Origin of the sequence: Myxococcus llanfairpwllgwyngyllgogerychwyrndrobwllllantysiliogogogochensis, from assembly GCF_006636215.1 — a bacterium.
Taxonomy (GTDB): domain Bacteria; phylum Myxococcota; class Myxococcia; order Myxococcales; family Myxococcaceae; genus Myxococcus; species Myxococcus llanfairpwllgwyngyllgogerychwyrndrobwllllantysiliogogogochensis.
In genome coordinates, this window is the sequence record NZ_VIFM01000014.1 from 35,511 (window position 1) to 54,784 (window position 19,274).

General features: G+C 69.7%; 15 protein-coding genes. 4 read left to right on the forward strand and 11 right to left on the reverse strand.

Annotated features, from left to right (window positions below; translation table 11 throughout):
- Positions 1 to 34 precede the first annotated feature (34 nt).
- From FJV41_RS05440 to dapE, 5 genes are all read right to left on the reverse strand, one after another.
- Complete coding sequence (locus tag FJV41_RS05440; RefSeq protein WP_141641330.1) at positions 35 to 805, reverse strand: LytR/AlgR family response regulator transcription factor; 771 nt, start codon at positions 803 to 805, stop codon at positions 35 to 37.
- Positions 802 to 1,953 (reverse strand): sensor histidine kinase, encoded by a 1,152-nt coding sequence (locus FJV41_RS05445; protein WP_246137015.1) that lies wholly within the window; start codon positions 1,951 to 1,953, stop codon positions 802 to 804. The genes FJV41_RS05440 and FJV41_RS05445 overlap by 4 nt, the downstream gene beginning before the upstream one ends.
- A 59-nt stretch (positions 1,954 to 2,012) precedes the next feature.
- Entirely contained in the window at positions 2,013 to 2,483 is a 471-nt protein-coding gene (locus FJV41_RS05450; RefSeq protein ID WP_141641331.1) for a DUF6640 family protein, read from the reverse strand.
- An 87-nt stretch (positions 2,484 to 2,570) separates the two neighbouring features.
- A complete protein-coding gene (locus FJV41_RS05455) occupies positions 2,571 to 3,407 on the reverse strand; it encodes a helix-turn-helix domain-containing protein (protein WP_141641332.1) in 837 nt (278 codons plus the stop codon).
- A 53-nt stretch (positions 3,408 to 3,460) separates the two neighbouring features.
- Positions 3,461 to 4,543 (reverse strand): succinyl-diaminopimelate desuccinylase, encoded by a 1,083-nt coding sequence (dapE, locus tag FJV41_RS05460; protein ID WP_141641333.1) that lies wholly within the window; start codon positions 4,541 to 4,543, stop codon positions 3,461 to 3,463.
- A 243-nt stretch (positions 4,544 to 4,786) separates the two neighbouring features.
- On the opposite strand from dapE, the gene FJV41_RS05465 reads away from it, so the two are divergent.
- A complete protein-coding gene (locus tag FJV41_RS05465) occupies positions 4,787 to 6,508 on the forward strand; it encodes an ankyrin repeat domain-containing protein (RefSeq protein WP_141641334.1) in 1,722 nt (573 codons plus the stop codon).
- A gap of 66 nt (positions 6,509 to 6,574) precedes the next feature.
- Here FJV41_RS05465 and FJV41_RS05470 read toward each other — a convergent pair whose 3' ends face one another.
- The 4 genes from FJV41_RS05470 to FJV41_RS05485 form a co-directional block, all read right to left on the reverse strand.
- A complete protein-coding gene (locus FJV41_RS05470) occupies positions 6,575 to 8,332 on the reverse strand; it encodes a hypothetical protein (protein ID WP_141641335.1) in 1,758 nt (585 codons plus the stop codon).
- Between the two features lie 109 nt (positions 8,333 to 8,441).
- Positions 8,442 to 9,077: a cupin domain-containing protein gene (locus FJV41_RS05475; protein WP_181790410.1), complete on the reverse strand. Its 636-nt coding sequence runs from the start codon at positions 9,075 to 9,077 to the stop codon at positions 8,442 to 8,444.
- Positions 9,078 to 9,139: 62 nt separating this feature from the next.
- Positions 9,140 to 9,964 carry a 2,3,4,5-tetrahydropyridine-2,6-dicarboxylate N-succinyltransferase gene (locus FJV41_RS05480; RefSeq protein ID WP_141641337.1) on the reverse strand — a complete coding sequence of 275 codons (825 nt, stop codon included), beginning with the start codon at positions 9,962 to 9,964 and terminating at the stop codon, positions 9,140 to 9,142.
- A gap of 64 nt (positions 9,965 to 10,028) precedes the next feature.
- Positions 10,029 to 10,334 carry a hypothetical protein gene (locus FJV41_RS05485; protein ID WP_141641338.1) on the reverse strand — a complete coding sequence of 102 codons (306 nt, stop codon included), beginning with the start codon at positions 10,332 to 10,334 and terminating at the stop codon, positions 10,029 to 10,031.
- 205 nt (positions 10,335 to 10,539) lie between these two features.
- On the opposite strand from FJV41_RS05485, the gene FJV41_RS05490 reads away from it, so the two are divergent.
- Together FJV41_RS05490 and FJV41_RS05495 are read left to right on the forward strand one after the other, a co-directional pair.
- Positions 10,540 to 12,936 carry a carbohydrate-binding domain-containing protein gene (locus tag FJV41_RS05490; RefSeq protein WP_141641339.1) on the forward strand — a complete coding sequence of 799 codons (2,397 nt, stop codon included), beginning with the start codon at positions 10,540 to 10,542 and terminating at the stop codon, positions 12,934 to 12,936.
- Between the two features lie 22 nt (positions 12,937 to 12,958).
- Positions 12,959 to 14,629, forward strand: a complete 1,671-nt coding sequence (locus FJV41_RS05495; RefSeq protein ID WP_141641340.1) for a DUF1501 domain-containing protein — start codon at positions 12,959 to 12,961, stop codon at positions 14,627 to 14,629.
- A 51-nt stretch (positions 14,630 to 14,680) separates the two neighbouring features.
- Here FJV41_RS05495 and FJV41_RS52070 read toward each other — a convergent pair whose 3' ends face one another.
- Positions 14,681 to 14,920, reverse strand: coding sequence for a SelT/SelW/SelH family protein (locus FJV41_RS52070; RefSeq protein WP_246137016.1), 240 nt, complete (start codon positions 14,918 to 14,920; stop codon positions 14,681 to 14,683).
- A 395-nt stretch (positions 14,921 to 15,315) separates the two neighbouring features.
- Here FJV41_RS52070 and FJV41_RS05500 point away from each other — a divergent pair, with 395 nt between their 5' ends.
- Positions 15,316 to 16,758, forward strand: a complete 1,443-nt coding sequence (locus FJV41_RS05500; RefSeq protein WP_141641341.1) for a pyridoxal phosphate-dependent decarboxylase family protein — start codon at positions 15,316 to 15,318, stop codon at positions 16,756 to 16,758.
- On the opposite strand, the gene FJV41_RS05505 is transcribed toward FJV41_RS05500, so the two are convergent.
- Positions 16,736 to 19,243 carry an ATP-binding response regulator gene (locus FJV41_RS05505; RefSeq protein ID WP_141641342.1) on the reverse strand — a complete coding sequence of 836 codons (2,508 nt, stop codon included), beginning with the start codon at positions 19,241 to 19,243 and terminating at the stop codon, positions 16,736 to 16,738. The genes FJV41_RS05500 and FJV41_RS05505 overlap by 23 nt on opposite strands.
- Positions 19,244 to 19,274 lie beyond the last annotated feature (31 nt).

The following is a 19,274-nucleotide window of genomic DNA, read 5'->3' on the forward strand; positions in this document are numbered from 1 at the left end:
AGGCGAAGCAGCTTGGAGTGCGGGGAGGCACACGTCACAGGGGATGGCCGAGCACCTGCTCCAGCCGGGCCCGGTACGTGCGACTCAACGTCAACTCCTGCCCGTCGCGCAGCACCAACCGGTGGTCGCCCGACAGCGTGGGCGACAGCGAGACGATGCGCTCCACGTTCACGAGCGCCGAACGGTGGACCCGAGCGAACCGACGCGGCGGCAACCGCGCCTCCAGCTCCGCCATCGTCTCGCGCAAGAGGTGCGCCTCCGCGCCGACATGCAACGTGACGTAGTTGCCAGCGGACTCCACCCAGTCCAGGTCCTCCACTGGGACGAGCAGCGTCCGGCTCCCCGTCTTCACCACCAGACGCTCGGTGGGCACGGCCACGGGCTCCGGGCGAAGCTCCTGGAACAAGCGCTGGAGCTGCTGACGCAAGTCCCCAGGAGGCGCGGCCAGTCGCTCGCGCACCCGGACCAGCGTGCGCCGGAAGCGCTCCACCGTGAACGGCTTGAGCAGGTAGTCCACCGCGGCGGCATCGAAGGCCCGCAGCGCGTGCTGAGGCCAGGCCGTCACGAAGACGATGACGGGCGGAGGCGTCAGCGCCGCTTCGGCCAGCACACCGAATCCGTCGCGCTCCGGCATCTCCACGTCCAGGAAGACGAGCGCGGGCCGCTCGCGGGCCATGACCTCCAGGGCCTCGTGTCCGTCGCAACACTCGGACACCGGATGAAGGTCCGGCTCCGAAGCCAGGAGCGTGCGCAAGCGCTCCCGGGCCAGGGGCTCGTCGTCGACGATGAGCGTGCGGACCGTCATGCCCGGGCGCTCCGGAAGGGCAGCGAGAGCGAGACGACGAAGCCTCGGGGCGCGTTGGCCTCGCACGTCAGCGACTGAGAGACACCGTAGAGCCGCTCCAACCGGGCGCGAGTCGAACCCAGTCCGATTCCCTCGCTCAGCCCGGAGAGCCCCTCCGCGGGCGGCCCGACGCCGTCGTCTCGGACCTCCAGTGACAGCCGGTCCCCGGCCCGCTGGACGCGGACCCAGACCCGGCCGGGCCCCCGACGGGGAGCGATGCCATGACGGATGGCGTTCTCCACCAGGGGCTGGAGCACCAGGGGCGGAACCAGGGCGTCGTGCACATCGGGCGCCACCTCCACATCCACCTGGAGCCGGTCGGAGAAGCGGGTGCGCTCGATGTCCAGGTAGGGCGCGAGCAGGTCCAGCTCCTCGGAGAGCGGCACCTCGTGGCGACCGTCGCGCTCCAGGCTGGCGCGCAGCAGCTCGCTGAGCTGGCCCACCATGCGGTCCGCCGCGTCCACGTCGCGGTGCATGAGGGTGGAGATGGCGTGCAGCGTGTTGAACAGGAAGTGGGGCCTCAACTGGCTGCGCAAGAGGTGGAGCTGCGCCTGCGCGAGCTGAGCCTGGAGCCCCGAGGCGCGAACGGCCTCCTCGCGCACCTGTCGCGCGTAGCGCAGGGTCGCATCGAGCCCCACCACGGAGAGGTAGATGAGCAGGTCGAAGTCCGTGGTCTTCGACAGGAGCCAGGTGAAGTAGGTCCACGCGGCGGCCCCACCGCCTCCCGCGGGCTGGAGCAGGAGTTGACGCAGCCCCGCCAGGAGCGCCAGGTGCGCCGTGGCGAAGAAGACCGCGGGGGGCAGGTGCAACGCGAGCTGGACGGGCCAGGGGCGCCCCGTGCCTCGCACCCGGCGGGCCACGGCGAGGATGAACGGCGTCAACGCCGCCCAGCCCCCCCAGACGATGGCCCCCGTGAGCAGCGTCTCGCCGAAGACGGGGGGCGCGCCAATGGACGCCTTGTAGACGGAGAGCTGCGCACCGTAGATGAGCGCGAGCACCGTGTACCCGGCCAACACCAACGCGGGCCCGAGCCAACGCGAACGGAACGTGCGTGCCTCCTCGCCGGAGGACACGGGGCGCGGCCCGGTGATGTCTTTCAGTCCGACCACGAGGGCCTGACTCTAACAGGCCTCCAGGACGTCCGGCGGGAGGCCGCCACCGCGCACGCTCAGGACACCGCGCGCCGCCGCTCCAGGAGGCTGGCCGCGCAGAGAAGTCCCAGCAGCACCGCGCTCAGGACGACCTGCGCTGGAATGCCCAGCACCTGTCCAGTCCCCGCCCGCTCCGGGTCGACGAAAGCCGTTCCCGGAAACGCGATGCTCCCCAACTGCGCCAGCCAATACAGGGAGGCGAAGAGCATCCCGGTGCGTGGCCACGGCCCCGCATCCCGGCCGCTCCACCAGGTGAACCCGAGCGCACAGGCACCGAGCCCCAAGCCCAGCAACATCGTCTGGGCACCGTGAAACCTCGCATGCGGTGGCCACAGGGGATTGAAGAGATGCGTCGCGTTCCAGTCCGCGAGGAACGGCCCCACCATCGTCACCCCTGCGACGAAGGTGACGAGTCCCTTCCCCACAAGCGACCCGCGTGCCGAGACCGTGCCTGGATGAATGTTCGTGCCGTGCATCCGCACCGACATGTCGCCTCCTCGTGAATGCATGAAGCTTCGAGAGGACACGCAAGGTAGGCGTGCGAGCCGAGAGGGTCGCGGCGGAAGGTGCGCGACCTAGGCGAAAGGTGCTCCATTCGAGGCACGCACGCGGTACTCGCGAGGCGAGCAGCCATAGCGGGCCCGGAACGCGCGCGCGAAGCGGCCCGGGTCGGTGAAGCCGCACGCCAGGGCGACCTCCAGCACGGAGGGCGTCCGGGCCGCTCGGAGTTGCTCAGCCGCGCGCTCGAGCCGAAGTGTCGTGAGGTGCTGATACGGGCTCGCGCCGACCTGCGCGCGGAAGACATGCAGGAGCGCATAGCGGCTCATCCCCGCGACGCGGGCCAGGTCCTCCACGGACAGTCGCTCGCGATATCCATCGTTCATGGTCGCGAGCACCCGACGAATGCGCCGGTCGAGATGAGCACCCGGGGGTGGCGAGTGGAGCGAGGCTCGCGCCACGCCGAACACCGTGGCGTCCGAGAGGGACTTGATGAGCGGGTCCTTCATGGAGGCACCTTCGGACGCCTCCTCCATGAACAACCGGATGAGCTGCGCGAGCCGGTCGTCGGCACCGAGGACGAGCGGCTCGAGCGGGCCATGCACGGGGAGCCCGAGGGTCATCGCGGCGACCGCGATGATGGACGCGGGGACCATGATTTGCTGGAGCGCCGCGACGCGGACCCTCGGGGTGACGACGGCCCCCGGGGGCAACACGATGCACGCTCCATCCGACGCCACGAGCAGCTTCCCTGAAGCGAGCTCGAACTCAACCCGCCCGGCCTCGACCCAGGTCAGCTCGAAGTCGGGGTGGTGGTGACGAAGCCCGCGCTCGACGCGCCGCCCGCTCACGGCGCGGCGGACGACACGGTCGGCGACCGGCGGCGCCTCCAGGCTGGCGATGCGCATCCCCATGCGATGTCAGGGTAGCGCGGCGGGCGCACCCGCGCGCAAGGCTCCGAGCCCCGTCAGCCCTTGAGGAACGCGGCCAGCTTCTCGTAGGCCACGGCCAGGGGAGCGATGGGCGCGCTCTCGTTGGCCTGATGCGCCTGCGCCGTCTCACCGGGGCCGTAGTTGATGGCGTCCACGCCCCACTCGCCGAAGCGGGCCACGTCCGTCCACGCCTGCTTGGACGCGGCGGGCAACCCGGTGATGGCGAGCAGCTTCTGGAACAAGGGGTTGCCAGCGACGACGGGCCCGCTGGGCGAGGCGTCGGTGATGTCCACCTCCGCGCGGCCCGCGACGAGCGCATGCACGTCCGCCTTCGCCTGCTCGATGCTCTTGCCCGGCGCGAAGCGGTAGTTGAGGTTCAGCTCGAACGCCTCCGGGATGACGTTCCGCGCGCGGCCGCCCTTGGCGAGCGTGGCGTTGATGACCTCGTAGAAGCGGAAGCCATCCACATCCACCTCCACGCGCTGACGGGCCAACAGCTCCGTGAGGAACGGACCCGCCTTGTGGATGGCGTTCTCCCCCTGCCACGGCCGCGCCGAGTGCGCGCTGCGTCCGGTGAAGCGCACCGTCACCTGCATGGAGCCGACGCAGCCCACCTGCACCTCGCTGTCGGTGGGCTCCATGGCGATGCCGAACTTCACGCCCGCCAGGTCCGGACGCTTCGCGAAGAGGGGGATGAGGCCACTCTCCGCGTAGGCACCCTCCTCGCGCTCATAGAAGAGGAACGCGAGATTCACGGGCAACGTGTCGCGGCGCAGGTCCTCCGCCAGCGCCATCATCACCGCGAGCCCGCCCTTCATGTCCGAAGCGCCCAGGCCGAAGATGCGCTCACCCTCGATGCGAGGCTCCCGCCCCACGTCACTGGGGTGCGCGGGCACGGTGTCCAGGTGGCCGATGAGCGCCACCGTGGGCCGTGGGTCGTCCAGGCGACCGAGCAGCAACGTGTGCCCTACCCGGAAGACTTCCCTCGCGGGGAAGTGCTGGAGCGCCCAGCGCTCGACGAAGTCGGCGATGGGGCCTTCGTGGGTGATGGGGCTGGAGATGCGGCACAGCTCGAGCGTCGTGCGGGCGAGCCTCGTAGCGAGGTCTTGAGAGGACATGCGCCTCCCACCATAGCGCCACCCCCACCTCGCCCGCTGATCTCCCTCCACCCCGACGACAATCAGGGCCGCCAGGCAGGCTCGTCAGGCCCTGAAATTATCGATTACTGGAAAACCCGCTGACAGACGGCCCCAGGCATGCCGCGAGTGAAGAAGATGCCCGACGAATCCCGTCCGGGATTACGAGTGACAGTGCTCGGGCGTTCACTGACACTCGCGCCGCTTTCCACCTCCGAGGATGAAATGTCGGCCAAGTCGAACAGTGACGCGACCCAGGCGCTGCTCTCGCTCTGCGAGGCCAAGTCCCGCTGGAAGAACGAGCTGACCCCGGAGGCCGTGAAGAAGGCCGTGGCCGAAGGCGCTGACGTGAATGCCGGCAACAAGTACGGCCAGACGGCCCTGCATCTCGCCGTGCAGTCGCCCTACACGAAGGGCGAGCCGCTCCCCAGCGTCGACGTGGTGCGGGCGCTCATCGAGGCGGGCGCGGACGTGAACGCGCGCGACGCCCATCAGCAGACGCCGTTGATACACGCCGTCAGCTACGAGCCGGACAAGGCCAGCGAGGACCGGGCGCTGGAGATCATCCGGGTGCTGCGCGCCGCGGGCGGCAAGGTGCCCTCGGAGGTGACGGACAGGAGCGGCGGCGCGTTCAGACTGTCGACCGAGGCGCTCTACCGGGAGGTCCTCGACGCGGGCGCGACCGTCAACGTGCGGGACGATTCGGGACAGACGCCGCTTCACCGCGCGATGGGCGTGGGCAAGCCGGAGCTCGTGAAGCTGCTGCTCGAGCGTGGCGCCGACGTGAACGCCATCGACGGGTTGGGGCGCACGCCGCTGGGCGTGGGGCTGCGCACCAAGGAGGAGGTGTGGGTGGCCCACAACAAGCGCACGCCGGGCTTCGTCGCGGCCATCAACGCGCTGGAGGCCGCCGGAGGCAAGGCGAGCGTTCCCATCCAGCACGACCCCACGGACCCGTTCGCGCCCTTCCCCATCGACGAGGCCGCGCTGACGAAGGCCCTGGCGGGCAAGAAACTCTCCTTCAAGCACGCGGTGAGTTCGGCGCAGGAGCTGGCCACGGGGCTGCACAGCTTCGGGGACCCGAGCGATGCGTTGGACAAGCTAGAGGCCGTGAGTGATGTGCTCGGCGTGGAGGAGCGGACGGTCCGGCTGAAGGGCCCGCTGACGCTGAAGCGCGTCTTCTTCCACCACGGCGACCTGGAGGTGGACGGCGACCTGGAAATCCAGAAGCCGTTCGCGGTGACGGGGGATGTCATCGTGCACGGCGTGGTGCGGGACGCCGGGAATGACTCGCTCGTGAACATCCTGGGCGACCTGAAGTGCCACGCGCTCTACACCGATGGAGAGTTCAGCGTCGGGGGCGACATCGAGGCGCGGGACGTGGTGCTCGGCTACTACAACGACCACATCCTGAGCGCGGACACCATCCGGGCCAAGGTCGTCATCGAGGATGAACACGCCGTCGATGCCACCGTCGAGGCCGAGCACCACTTCGACATCGACACCTACGCCCAGGGCTACGGTGATGGCGTGGCCGACGACCTCCGCGCCATCTTCGTCGACCAGGTGTTCGAGGGCGAGACGGACAAGCCCGAGGAAGAGGAGTCGGAGGACGAGGAGGAACTGGACGAGGAGGACTCCGAAGTCGAGGACATCGACGACGGGGATTCCGATGAGGTCGACGACGAGGACTCCGACGACGACGAAGCGGACGACGACGGGGACTCCGACGACGACGAAGCGGACGACGACGAGGACTCCGACGACGATGAAGCGGACGACGACGAGGACTCCGACGACGACGAAGAGGCTTCGGACGACGAGGACTCCGACGACGACGAAGCGGACGACGATGATGATGAGGAAGAGACGCCTCAACTCGACAGAGGGGCGCTCTTCGACCGCATCAGCAAGGGGCTGCCCGTCTTCCGCAAGGCGAAGAAGTAGGAGCTCCGCACAGCAGGCGCGGGAGCTGTCCTCCCGCGTCCGCCGCGGCTCCAGGGCACTCCTGGGTCAGAACGTCCGGATGAAGTCGAGCTCCACGCCGGGCTTCTTCGCGCCCCCCGCGTCGGCGGGCGTCACCGCCTGGGCCTTCGCCGGAAGCGCCGGGCTGCCCGACGCCTGCCACGTGGACACGTGGCGGAACGAGTTGGCGTCGAAGCCCGCGAGCATCAACACGTTGGGCACCTGCGAGGGCAGCGGCGCGTTGTCGTAGGCCGCCAGGTTCCACAGCACCACGTCCACCGGACCCAGCACGTGGTGCCACGCCTGGAGCACGGCCTGGAGCGGCGGCACGCTCGCGTCGAACTCGAGGCCCCTCTTTCGCAGCGACTCCACCAGGCCCGGCTCCACGCTCTGGACCTCCGGCGGATGGAACTGCATGTCGGAGAAGAAGTAGAGCGTGCGGGGCCTCGGCCTCGAGGGATTCTTCAGCAGGAGGGAGATGAGGTTCACCACCGAGTTCACCACCTGCGTGCTGCCCCACCCCGGCCCGCTGCGCAGCTTGGTGGCCAGGTCGAGCACCCCCTGCCCCCGCGCGCGGTCCTCCACGAAGATGTCATCGGAGAACGTCGCCGCGTACCCCAGCTCGCGCGCCATCACCGCGGCCAGCACCACCGCCACGTCGCCCACGTGCGCGGAACCCTTCACCCCGCCCACCTTCGCGCCGAACATGGAGCCGGAGATATCCGCGATGCCAAGGCTCTTGCCCGCCGGCAACAAGCCCTCGCACACCTTCTCCAAGATGACCTCGAAGACAGGCGCGATGGCCGGCACCGGGTCCGCGTGGAAGCAGTCCTCCCCCTGGGAGTCCTCCCGCGTCTTGCCCGCCATCGCCGCCCACCACCCCATGTACACCTGGTGCGGCCACAGCCCCGCGAAGCGGCGCTTGCGCGCCTCCGCCAACAGCACGTCCAGAGGGATTCCTGCCTGATACATCGCTCGGAGGTAGCCCTTGAAGGCCATGTCCGGCAGCAGCCCCGGTACGTCGAGCACCCGGCGCCACGTCTCCTGCGTCGACCCCATGAACGACAGCGCCTGCTCCGTGGAGAGCCGCCCCTTCACGAAGTTCTCCAGGCTCGCCTCGCCGCCGAAGAACGCGCGGCGCGCCTCCAGCAGCTCCAGCCCCTGCGCCAGGGCCGTGCGCTCGCGCGTGGGCGCGTGCAGGTAGTGGTAGAGCTTCAGCGTGCGCTCATCCAGGTGCGCCTTCGCCACGCCCATCGCATCCACCAGCCGCAGGCTCGCGCGCTGACCGTTCTTCCGGCGCCGCGACAGCGCGAACTGTCGCCCCGCGTACTTGAGCAGTTGATACAGGTCCATGCCCGCCAGCGCCCGCGCCATGCCCTTGCGCGCCGCCTCGGGTACCTCGCCCAGCCCCAGGTTGTCGAAGTGCGTGAGGAACAACGCCACGTCGTCCGCGCGGTGTCGCAGACAGCGGAACGTGTACTCCTCCGTGAAAGGGCCCTCCGGGTCCGCCGCCGCGAGGATGGCCGGCGCGACGCTCCCCTGGATGCGATTGCCCTTCCCCTTCACCGGGTCGCGCATGTACGCGGCGAACTTCCAGCCGAAGCCGCGCTCGTGGCGCTCCGCTCCGAGCAGCGCCGCCGCGTAGCTCCGAATCTCCTCCACCTGGGTGCGGTAGAAACTCTCCTCGAGCAGCGCCGCGCCCTTGGTGAAGGTCAGATGCGTCAGCGGGTCCGTCTGGGACAGGTCGAAGGCCGCGGCACCCTCGTGCGTCAGCGCTCCCACCACCTCACGCAACACCCGAGGCATATCCCCTCCCGACCTTTGAAGAAAAAGTCGGCGCCCCGCCCCTGATGGCAAGCCATCAGGAGCTCATGGACGAAGTAGGGGCGCCAGATGTCTCGAAGGCTATGACAACTCAGCCCGGCGTGGCGAGTTCTTCCTCGAAGCTGATCGCACCCTCCAGCAGCGTCGCGCACAGACACGCGGGCCCCCGCAGCGCGCTGAAGCCGTGGGCACTGCCGTCCGTCTTCTCCTGCTCCTCGCCCGGCCACACCTCGTGCCCGGTGTCCTCGCGCAGCCCGCCCTCGAGCACCAGGTTCAGCTCGCGGCCATGGTGGGTGTGCAGCGGGTAGTGAATCCCCGGGTTCAGCCGCAGCATCGCGCCCATCATCCCCTCGCGCGCGGGCCCCGCCTCCACCGGCATCAGCGCCGAGCCCTCCACCGGCCCCGGCATCCACCGCGACGGGTCCGCCAGGGACTCCAGCAGCTCCAGCGCCCGCTCCCTCGACAGGTCGAAGAACGCGGCCACCCGGTCCGCGAAGCGCTCGAAGCGACGCGGCCCCTCCATGCGCTCCATCAGGGCCTCGAGCACGGCGGCGGGCGGCTCGACGGGAGGCACCGCCATCGACAGTCCCTGGCGAGCCATGGACAGGCGGTCGGCCTCGACCCGGCAACGAGAACACGTCGACAGGTGCCGCTCCGCGGCCTCCCAGGCGGGGGAGTCCAGGGTGCCGAGGGCCCACTCAGCCAGGATGTCGTCGAGGTGCTCCATCGTCACATTCCGTCCCGTCACACTCCCTCTACGGAAGTATCAACCGCTCTGGATTTCTGGGGTCAGACCGGCACGGCGAAGTCGCGCAGGGCCGAGTTGAGGCTCGTCTTCTTGTCCGTCGACTGTGTCCGCTGGCCGATGATGAGCGCACAGGGAACCATGAATTTTCCGGCGGGGAACTGCTTCTCCCTCATCCCCGGAATCACCACGCTGCGCGCGGGGACGCGGCCCTTGTAGACGCGCTCCTCGGGTCCAGTGACGTCGATGATTTGCGTGGACGCGGTGAGCACGACATTGGCGCCCAGCACCGCCTCCTCCTCCACCACCACGCCCTCCACGACGATGCAGCGGCTGCCCAGGAAGGCCCGGTCCTCGATGATGACGGGCGACGCGGTGGGCGGCTCCAACACGCCCCCCAGGCCCACGCCACCGGACAGGTGCACGTCGCTGCCCACCTGCGCGCAGCTGCCCACCGTGGCCCAGGTGTCCACCATGGTGCCCGCGCCCACGCGCGCGCCGATGTTGACGTAGCCGGGCATCACCACCGCGCCCCGCTCCACGAAGGCGCCGTAGCGCACCGTGCCCGGAGGCACCACGCGCACCCCCGCCTTGTCCAACCCCTTCTTCAGAGGGACCTTGTCGTGGAACTCGAAGGGGCCCACCTCCATCACCTTCATCTCCGACACCGCGAAGAACAGGAGGATGGCCTCCTTCACCCAGGCGTGGACCTTCCAGCCCTCCGCCCCCTTCTCCGCCACGCGCAGCTCGCCTGCGTCCAGCCGCGCCACCGTCTCGCGCACGGCGGACACGAAGTCCGGGTCCTTCAATTTCGTCCGGTCCGCGAACGCGGCGGAGACCTTCTGGGCAAGCTCGTCGATGGGCAGCATGGCGCCTCCTTGAATCACAATTTGGAGCGCCGCGCCGCACCCAACCGCAGGCCCCGCGCGAGGCTCAGGTCCGCGCCGCGCCGGGCTCCACCAGGGGCAGCGTCTGCGTGGTGATCTCCTCGTACAGCTCCGGGGTCACCGCGTCCGCGGCCCCCCGCCCCTCCAGCACCACCGTGCCCGGCGTCACATGCCGCACCCGGGACATCGGCAGCTGGCCCCACCGCCGGCTGAACGGCCAGCGCCTCACGTAGATGTGCGCGCCACTCAGCAGGGCCACGTACCCCAGGAACGTCCCCGCCTCGTCGCGCACTCGCATGCCTCGGATGATGGAGCGCCGCTCGTAGGGCGACGCCATGTCGGGCCAGGCCATCCGTCCACCTCCTTCCACCAACCTGCACCTTCCTCCGCCTACCCGGGAGCACTCCGCACTCGCCCGTTTCCTTGCCAGCGCAGGCAACTGCTTCCCCAACGAAGTCGATAACTTCCTGTTTTCTCTGAATTCACCATGTTGACGACTGGTCAATCGCACCACGGTCGTGCCAGCATGGGGTCACCCCTCACCCCTGGAGGGCAACATGAGCGCTACCCCCCCGCGCCCGTGGAGCCTCGCAGTGGCAGTGCTCGCGTCGTTCGCCGCCGGTTGCCTCGGCGAGGCGTCGCTCGACATGCAAGGTGTGCCGGATTACGACAATCCGAACCCACCGCCTCCCCCGGTCCAGCAGGACGGCTCGCTGCCGTGTGATTTGGAGAGCGTCCCCGCCGGGGTGACGCTCGCGGGCATCGCCAGCGACTTCGACCGGGTGGTGCAGCCCGCACTGGTGCGGGAGGTGTCGGGCTGTATCTCCTGCCACGCGCCCACCAGCGGACGGCTCTTCCGGGTGGGCCTCAACGGCGTGGAGAACTTCTACGCCATCCGCGCCGCCGGCTATCTCACCCCGTCGTCGGGCTCCATGTTGTCGCGCCTGGTCACCACGGATGAGAGCGCGCGCATGCCCAGGGCCCAGCCGGCCTGGAGCGCGCAGGAGATCGCCGCCGTGGCCAGCCTCACCTGCCAGTTGGCGGCGGTGGAGACGCGCCAGCCGTCTTCGCCGCCGGACGAGGAGTTCCCTCCCGCGCTGCTGGAGGCCTACAGCGGCCCGTCCGTCGCCACGTATGACAATCCCTTCCTGAGCTACGAGCAGCTCAAGGGCAAGGTGAAGGCCGTCTTCAACGACGACTGGGTGCGCGGAGGCCAGGACCGCTTCGCGCAGAACGTGGGCGTGTTCGGCGGCGTGGACTACAAGGACCACTTCGTCGAGGCGCGCGTGGCCTCGGCCGACTTCTTCCTGGGCCTGGATGATTTGTCGCGCGACGTGTGCCTCACGGCCGCCACCGCGAAGACGGGGCCCTTCTCCGGCCTGGACCTGGCCCTGCCGCTGACGGACATCCCCGCGCCCTCCACGAAGACGTACGAGATGGAGGCCGCCGCGAAAGATGGCACCACCATCCCCGCCGGCACGCAGATTCTGGCGAGCACCGGCGGCAAGTCCGGCAGCACCGGGTGGAACCTCTACACCACCGGCACCCTCACCACGCTCCAGCCGTACGCCTTCCCCGCCTCCGCCACCTACCGCTTCACGGTGAAGGCGAAGGGTGACCTGTGCGGCCCGGACCTGCCGAACCTGCAGCTCAAGGTGGACGGCGTGCTGGTGAAGGAGTGGGCCGTCGCGAACAACACGGCCTACGCGGACTTCGTGCACACGCAGGCCGTCACCAGCGGGGACCACATCCTCACGGTGGCCTTCACCAACGACTATGGCGAGACGGGCGTCTGCGACCGCAACCTGCACGTGGACGCGCTCGTGGTGTACGGCCCCACGGAGGCGGCCACCGGCACGCAGCGCGCGGACGCGGCGAAGGCCAAGGTGGACACCATCTACCGGCGGATGCTGTACCGCGCCGCGACGTCGCAGGAGCGCGCCAACGGCTATGCGCTGGTGACGGGCCTCCTGGACATCGAGGCGAACGCCACCAAGGCCTGGAGCGGCCTGTGCGAGGGCCTGATGCGCGCCCCCGACTTCCTCTTCACCCTGCCACCCTCTTACGAGGCGTTCTCCGGCAAGGAGCGCGACAAGCTGCTGTTGGTGAAGCTGGCGCAGGACCTGCTGGGCCGCCCGCCTTCCGCCGCGGACTTCACCGCGCTGGAGAGCGGCACGAAGACGTGGGAGGCCATGGTGGACGGCTACCTGGCCTCGGCGGACTTCCGCTCCAACTACTTCCGCCGCATGCGCGTGCGCACGGAGAGCGAGGGCACCCCCGACACGGACGAGCCCGCGCGGCTGTGGACCTTCCTCGTCGAGCAGGAGCGGCCACTGCAAGAGCTGCTCGTCGGTGACTACTCGGTGGACGCGGCCTTCCAGCAGGTGACGCGGCCCACGCAGCACGGCAAGACGGGCGTGCTCACGATGAAGGGCTTCATCAAGAACAAGCCGGGCCTGCCGCACTACAACTACGCGGCGCGAGTGATGACGGACTTCATGGGCACGCTGTACGAGGTGCCCGCCGAGGTCTTCGACATGCGCGGCGCGGCCACGGCCTCCTCCACGGTGGACCCCAGCAGCATCTGCTTCTCGTGCCACCAGACGCTCACCCCGCTGGCGCACCAGCGCCTGAAGTGGGACGACGAGGGCAACTACCGCACGGCGGACGAGCAGGGCGTCACGCTGGACGACACGGACCGGAACCTGGCGGCCACCTACGCCTTCAAGGGCCCGGGCATGGAGGCCTTCGCCACCCAGGCGGTGAAGAAGGAAGCCTTCGTTCGCCGCACGCTCAACGCCCAGTACGCGCTCTTCTTCGGCCGGGAGATGCGGCACCAGGAGGACGAGCGCGTCATCTACAAGCGCCTGTGGGACGTCAGCCAAGAGCAGCACGGCAACTTGAAGGCCGTGCTGAAGACCATCGCCACCTCGCCCGAATACCTGCGCCAGTAACCGCGCCCAAAGGACCGCCGCCATGAACCGCCGCCGATTCCTCGCGGGCGCCGCAGCGGGCGCCGCCATCAGCACCCTGGACTGGCTCCGCTTCTTCCGTTCCTTCGGAGTGCCGGGGACGAAGAAGGAGCTGGGCTTCGCCGAGGCCGCCGCCGCCGAGGCCGACGACCCGCACTTCCTCATCTACTGGTTCCAGGAGGGAGGCTGGGACGGGTACTCGATGTTCAACCCCATCCACACGCCCAATGACGCCATCCGCGTCGTCCCGGCCGGAGAGCTGCGCCCCACGCCCTCCTGGACGCAGCACCGCTACCGCCCGAAGAACTACGGCACCACGCCGTCGGACCCGCCCAGGATGCAGGGCAACATCCAGTACGGCTACCTGGCGCAGGACGGCCTGGACCTGTTCCCGGACCTGGCGGTGGTGTCCAGCCACAACGGCAACACCTTCCACTCCGGCGGCCGGTGGGAGTACCACTACGGCAAGTACAGCGCCTCGCTGTCCGGCAAGCGCAACGCGGACGAGCGCACGGTGATGCAGGCGTTCTGCGAGGCCTACGGCACCGGCTACCTGTTGCCCCACGTCTCCTGGCACCGCTGGCTGTCGGACGGTGAGCTGTCCATTCCGTCCTACCCGGAGGGCACCGGCTACTACGAGAAGCTGGGCCCGGTGCATGCCCACACGCTCTACGGCAAGACGCCGGGCGCGATGCGAGACAGGCTGTCCTCGTTGGGCAACGTGGCGCAGGGCCAGCGCGACGCGCGCATCCGCCAGTTCACCGACAACCTGCAGGCCAGCTTCCTGGCGGAGAAGAACAGCGAGTCGGTGCGCGCCTTCTCCTCCGCGCTCCAGATTCACCGCGCGCTGACGGCGGGCGGCAGCATCAACCTGGACCCGCGCACGCTGTTCACCGACACCACGCTGCGCGCCGAGTTCGGCATCACCGCCGCGGACGAGGCCACCGATTCCTCGTCCATCAACGGCAACCCCGCTCGCACCAAGGAGACGCCCAACACCAACGTGCAGGCGTTGATGACGTACGAGCTGATGACGAAGGGGCTGTCCATCGGCTTCTTCATCGAGAACCGGGGCCTGCGCCAGTTCGACACGCACCGGGACCGGCGCTCCATCATGAACAACAAGGGCCAGACGGAGCAGCGCGACACCATGCGCAAGCACCTCTGGAACCCGCTCAAGACGCTGGTGGCCAAGCTCAAGTCGACGCAGTACGGGACGACGGGCAAGAGCTACTACGACTTCACCACCATCGTCCTCGCTTCGGAGATGGGCCGCACGATTCAGGGCGACGTGGAGGGCATCCTCACCAAGGCGGACGTGACGGATGCGCAGAAGTACGAGGAGATCATGCTCCAGGACTGCTGCCAGCACTGGCGGGTGAACAGCGCGGCCTTCCTCGGCGGCACCGTGCGCGGCAACACGCAGTACGGCCGCGTGGGCAGCGTCTCACTGGACGGCATTCCCATGATGCCGGATGGCACCTTGGACCCGGCCTTCAACCCGGACACGGGCCTGCTGATGACGGGGCGGACCAAGAGCGCCAACAGCTTCATCTCCGACGCGGGCCACCTGTACGCGACGGCGTTGCACCTGTCCGGCCTGGACCCCGTGGCGCTGAAGGCCGCGGGCAAGGGCAAGAACGACAGGCCAGCGATGAAGTTCATCAAGCGCTGAGTCGACGAAGGCGACCTGGAGTGCTCCTCCGGGTCGCCTCGCGCGCGAGGGTCATCCGTCCAGGGCGCGCGCCACCGCGTCGACCACCTCCTGGTCCGTGGGGAAGGCCAGCGAGTCCTTCCGGATGACGACCTTGTCACCCACCCTGACCTCGTAGCTGCCCGACGGGCCTGGCTTCAGCTCCGTCTCCACATCCAGTTCGTCCTTCAGCACGGCCGCCGCACGGGCGGCCCGAGGCTTGTAGCCTCAGGAATTACAGTAGGTAATCGAGACCGGCTTCGCGTCCGCCATGGTGCGTCTCCTCGCGTGGGCGCATCGACTCGTGCGCACGTCCTGGAGATAATGCGTTTCAAGCGCGCGAGCCAGCCTGCTTGTCTGCCTCGACCGGGGACGCGCGAGGCCCGGGGGCCCTTCGTCCCACCTGCTCGCGACACCCGTCCGCTCGAGACCTGCGCGAGCCTCCGAGGCGCCCTCCCGCCTGCCTGCCCCGACCGGGGACGGGCGCGAGCTCGGGGAGCCGTCGTCTCGCCGGCCCGCGCCTCCTGTCCGCGCAAGACGTGCGCGCGGCCCGGAGGAGCCTGCCCTCATCCCGGCCTCTCGGGTCGTTCATCGGTGAGCGGGACTTGGGGCTCCGTGCTCGTACCCGAGGACGTCGCCATCCATCGCGGTTAGGTTCCCGGTCCGCCATGACCGACTTTCGTGAGCGCATCGCCGCCGCCTATGACACCGAGGCCTTCCGCCGCGAGGGTCGCCAGTTGGTGGACACGCTGGCGGACTATCTGCGACAGGCCGAGCGCGGCGAGGGCCTGCCCGTGTTGCCCTGGGCCGCGCCCGCGGTGAACGTGGACCGCTTCGCCGCCTCCTTCCCGGAGGAGCCCACGGGAGACTTCGCGGAGCTGATGGCGAGCGTGCTCTCCGGTTCCAACCACCTGCACCACCCGCGCTACGTGGGCCACCAGGTGACAGCCCCCGTGCCGCTGGCCGCGCTGTGCGACGCCGTCTCCTCCCTGCTCAACAACGGCATGGCGGTGTACGAGATGGGCCCGGTCTCCACCGCCATGGAGCGCAACGTGCTGCGGTGGATGGCGGCGCGCCTGGGGATGCCGGAGTCCACGGACGGCGTGCTGACCTCGGGCGGCTCGCTCGGCAACCTCACCGCGCTGCTCGCCGCGCGGCAGGCCCGGGCCGGCTACGACGCCTGGAACGACGGCGCGCACGCGGGGCCTCCGCTCGCCGTGCTGGTGCCGACGACCGCGCACTACTGCGTGTCGCGCGCCACGCGGGTCATGGGCTGGGGCTCGGGCGGCGTGGTGCCCGTCCCCGTCGACAGCCGCTTCCGCCTGCGCCCGGAAGCCCTGGGGCCCGCGCTGGAGTCGGCCACGCGCGCGGGGCGCAAGGTCATCGCCGTCGTCGCCAGCGCCGGCTCCACCGCCACCGGCGCGTTCGACCCGCTGGAGCCCGTGGCCGACTTCTGCGAGCGCCACGGCCTGTGGTTCCACGTGGACGCCGCGCATGGCGCCGCCGCCGTGCTCAGCTCCGAGTACCGCCACCAGACGCGCGGCATCGACCGCGCGGACTCCGTCGTCTGGGACGCGCACAAGGGCCTGTTGATGCCCGCGCTGGTGACGGCCGTCCTCTTCCGCGACGGCGCGCGCTCCTTCGAGTCCTTCGCCCAGGAGGCCAGCTACCTCTTCGGCAACACCGAGCGGCCCTGGAGCGACGTGGGCCTGCGGACGATGGAGTGCACCAAGGAGATGATGGCGCTCAAGCTCTACACCTGCCTCCGCGTGCTGGGCACGCGCCTCTTCGCGGACGCGGTGACGGAGTCGTACACCCTGGCCCGTCGCTTCGCCGAGCGCCTCTCCGCCGCCCCCGACTTCGATGTGCCGGTGGCCCCCGACTGCAACATCGTCTGCTTCCGCCACACGCCCGCCCACGTCCCGCCCGAGGAGTGGGACGCCCTCCAGGCCCGGCTGCGCGAGCGACTGGTGACACGCGGGGACTTCTACCTGGTGCAGACGAAGCTGCCCACGGGCGTGTACCTGCGCGTCACCCTCATCAACCCCCTCACCACCGACGCGGACCTGGACGCGCTGATGGAGGCGCTCAGGACGGCAGCTCGACGGTGAACTCGCTGCCGACGCCGGGCTCGGAGGCCACCGAGACGACGCCGCCCAGCACCGACACCATCTCCCGCACCAGCGTCAGCCCCAGGCCCACCCCCGGCTTGGACTTGTTCTCCAGGGGCTCCAGGTGCTCGAAGGGCTCGAACACGCGCGACTGCGCGGCGCGGGGGATGCCCGGGCCGGTGTCTCGCACCCGCAGGCGCCAGCCCTGGGGGCGCTCCTCCACCGCCACCGACACGCCGCCCTGCTCGGTGTACTTCACCGCGTTCGTCACCAGGTTGAGCAGCACCATCTGGACGATGCGCGGGTCCGTGCGCGCCACCGCCTTGCCGGGCGGCCGCTCCAGCTCCAGCGCCAGGCCCTTGCGGCGGGCCTCCGCGCGCGCCTCCTCCACCACCTCCTCCACCACCTCGCCCAGGTCCACGGCCTGACGCCGCACCACCAGCCGGCCTTCTTCCAACTGGTTGTACTGGAGCACCATCTCCACCATGTCCCGCAAGCGCACGGTGGAGCGGTGCATCCGGTCGAACATGTCCAGCGCGCGGGGCGGCATCCCTCCCAGCTCCCGCTGGAGCGCATGTTGGGTGAGCTGGAGCACCGACAGCGGCGTGCGCAGCTCGTGCGACACCAGTTGGAGCAGCGTGCTGCGCGACGTGCTGGCGCGCTCGGTGGTCTCCAGCGCCACCTCCAGCTGCCGCTTGCGCATGCCCAGCTCGCGCGCCATCGCCTCCAGGTCCACCGAGCGCGCGGCCAACAGGCCCTGCAGCACCTCGCGCGTGCGCTTCACCACCGCCAGGTTCGTCACCCGCGCCACCAGCTCCTCGGAGACGAAGGGCTTCACCACGTAGTCCTGCGCCCCCGAGCGCAGCAGGTCCACCCGCAGCGCATCATCCGCGCGCGCGGTCAGCAGGAGGATGGGCGTGGACTCGATTCCGGGACGCGAGCGCACCGCGCGCACCAGCTGGTCTCCCCCCATGCGAGGCATCATCAGGTCACTGACGATGACGTCCGGCTGCATCCGCTCCGCCTGGACCAGCCCGTCCACGCCGTCCACCGCGGTGGCCACCTGGAAGTCCTTCGACAGGGTCTCCACCACGAAGCGGCGCATCTCCCGCGTGTCCTCCACCACCAGCACGCGCGGGCGGCTCGAGTCCTCCGCGCGCGTCGACGCCACCACCTCCCGCGCCTCCGGTCGCAGCAGGTCCAGCTCCGCGCGCGCCGCCGCGTGGTGCTCCACCCGCGCCTCCACCTCCGGACGCGCCGACAGCTTCGCGCCCGAGGGCGCCATCAGCGGCAGCTCCACCACGAAGCGGGCGCCGCCCCCCGGCCGGTCCTCCACCCAGACGCGCCCCTCGTGCAGCACCACGAAGTCCCGGGCAATGGCCAGGCCCAGCCCCGTGCCCCCCAGGTCCCGCACGGTGGCCTCGTCCCCCTGGCGGAAGCGCTCGAAGATGGCCTCACGCAGCTCCAGCCGCACGCCCGGCCCGGTGTCCTCCACCACCAGCCGGCCTCGCCCCGCCTCCGCGCTCAACGCGACCCGGATGCTGCCTCCCGGGGGCGTGAACTTGGCGGCGTTGGACAAGAGGTTGAGCACCACCCGGTCCACCTTCTCCGAGTCCACCTGCGCCGGCAGCATCGCCGGCAGCTCCAGCGCGAAGTCCAGCCGCCGCTCCGCCGCCAGCCCCTCGAAGTTCTCCGCGCCCAGCCGCACCAGCCTCGCCAGGTCCACCTCCTCGTACTGGAGGCGCATCTTCCCCGCGTCCAGCTTGGCCACGTCCAGGAGCGCGTTCACATGCCGCAGCAGCACCCGCGCGTTGCGGCGCACCACCTCCAAGTCCTTGTGGGCGGACTCGGACAGCTCTCCCTGGTTCAGCAGCCGCTCCACCGGCCCCAGGATGAGCGTCAGCGGCGTGCGCAGCTCATGGCTGACATTGGCGAAGAAGCCGGTGCGCTGCGCCTCGGATGCCTTCAGCCTCGCGTACAGCTCCTCCAGCTCCACGGAGCTCTTCTCCAGACGCACCCGGCGCTCCTCGGACAGCCGCGCCGCCTCCGTGAACTCCACCACCCGCCCGCGCAACGGCACCAGGTACATGCCCGTGGCCACCGACGCCACCGCCGTCACCACCTTGATGCCACCCGCCAGGTAGTAGGCCGAATACCAGACGTTCCACACCTCCATCAGGTGCGTCAGCCCACACGCGCCAATGAAGACGCCAAACGACAGAATCATCCCGCCGAAAGGCAGCCGGCTGCGTCGCACCATCGCGTACAGCGACAGGGAGATGAAGAAGTAGGCGGCGCCGATGAGCGCGTCCGACAAGACATGCATCACCACCAACTCCTGCTTCCACAGATAGCAGTGGCCGTGAGGCATGTTCCAGGCACCGTAAAGCACGTCCCGCAGACCCGCCCAGGGTCCCTCTTCCGCCAGGGAAGACCGCACCAGGGAAACCGCGCCGCGCACCGCATGTCCGAGCTGGTCGTTCATGGCGTTCCCTTCCACTGTCCGCATGACAGGG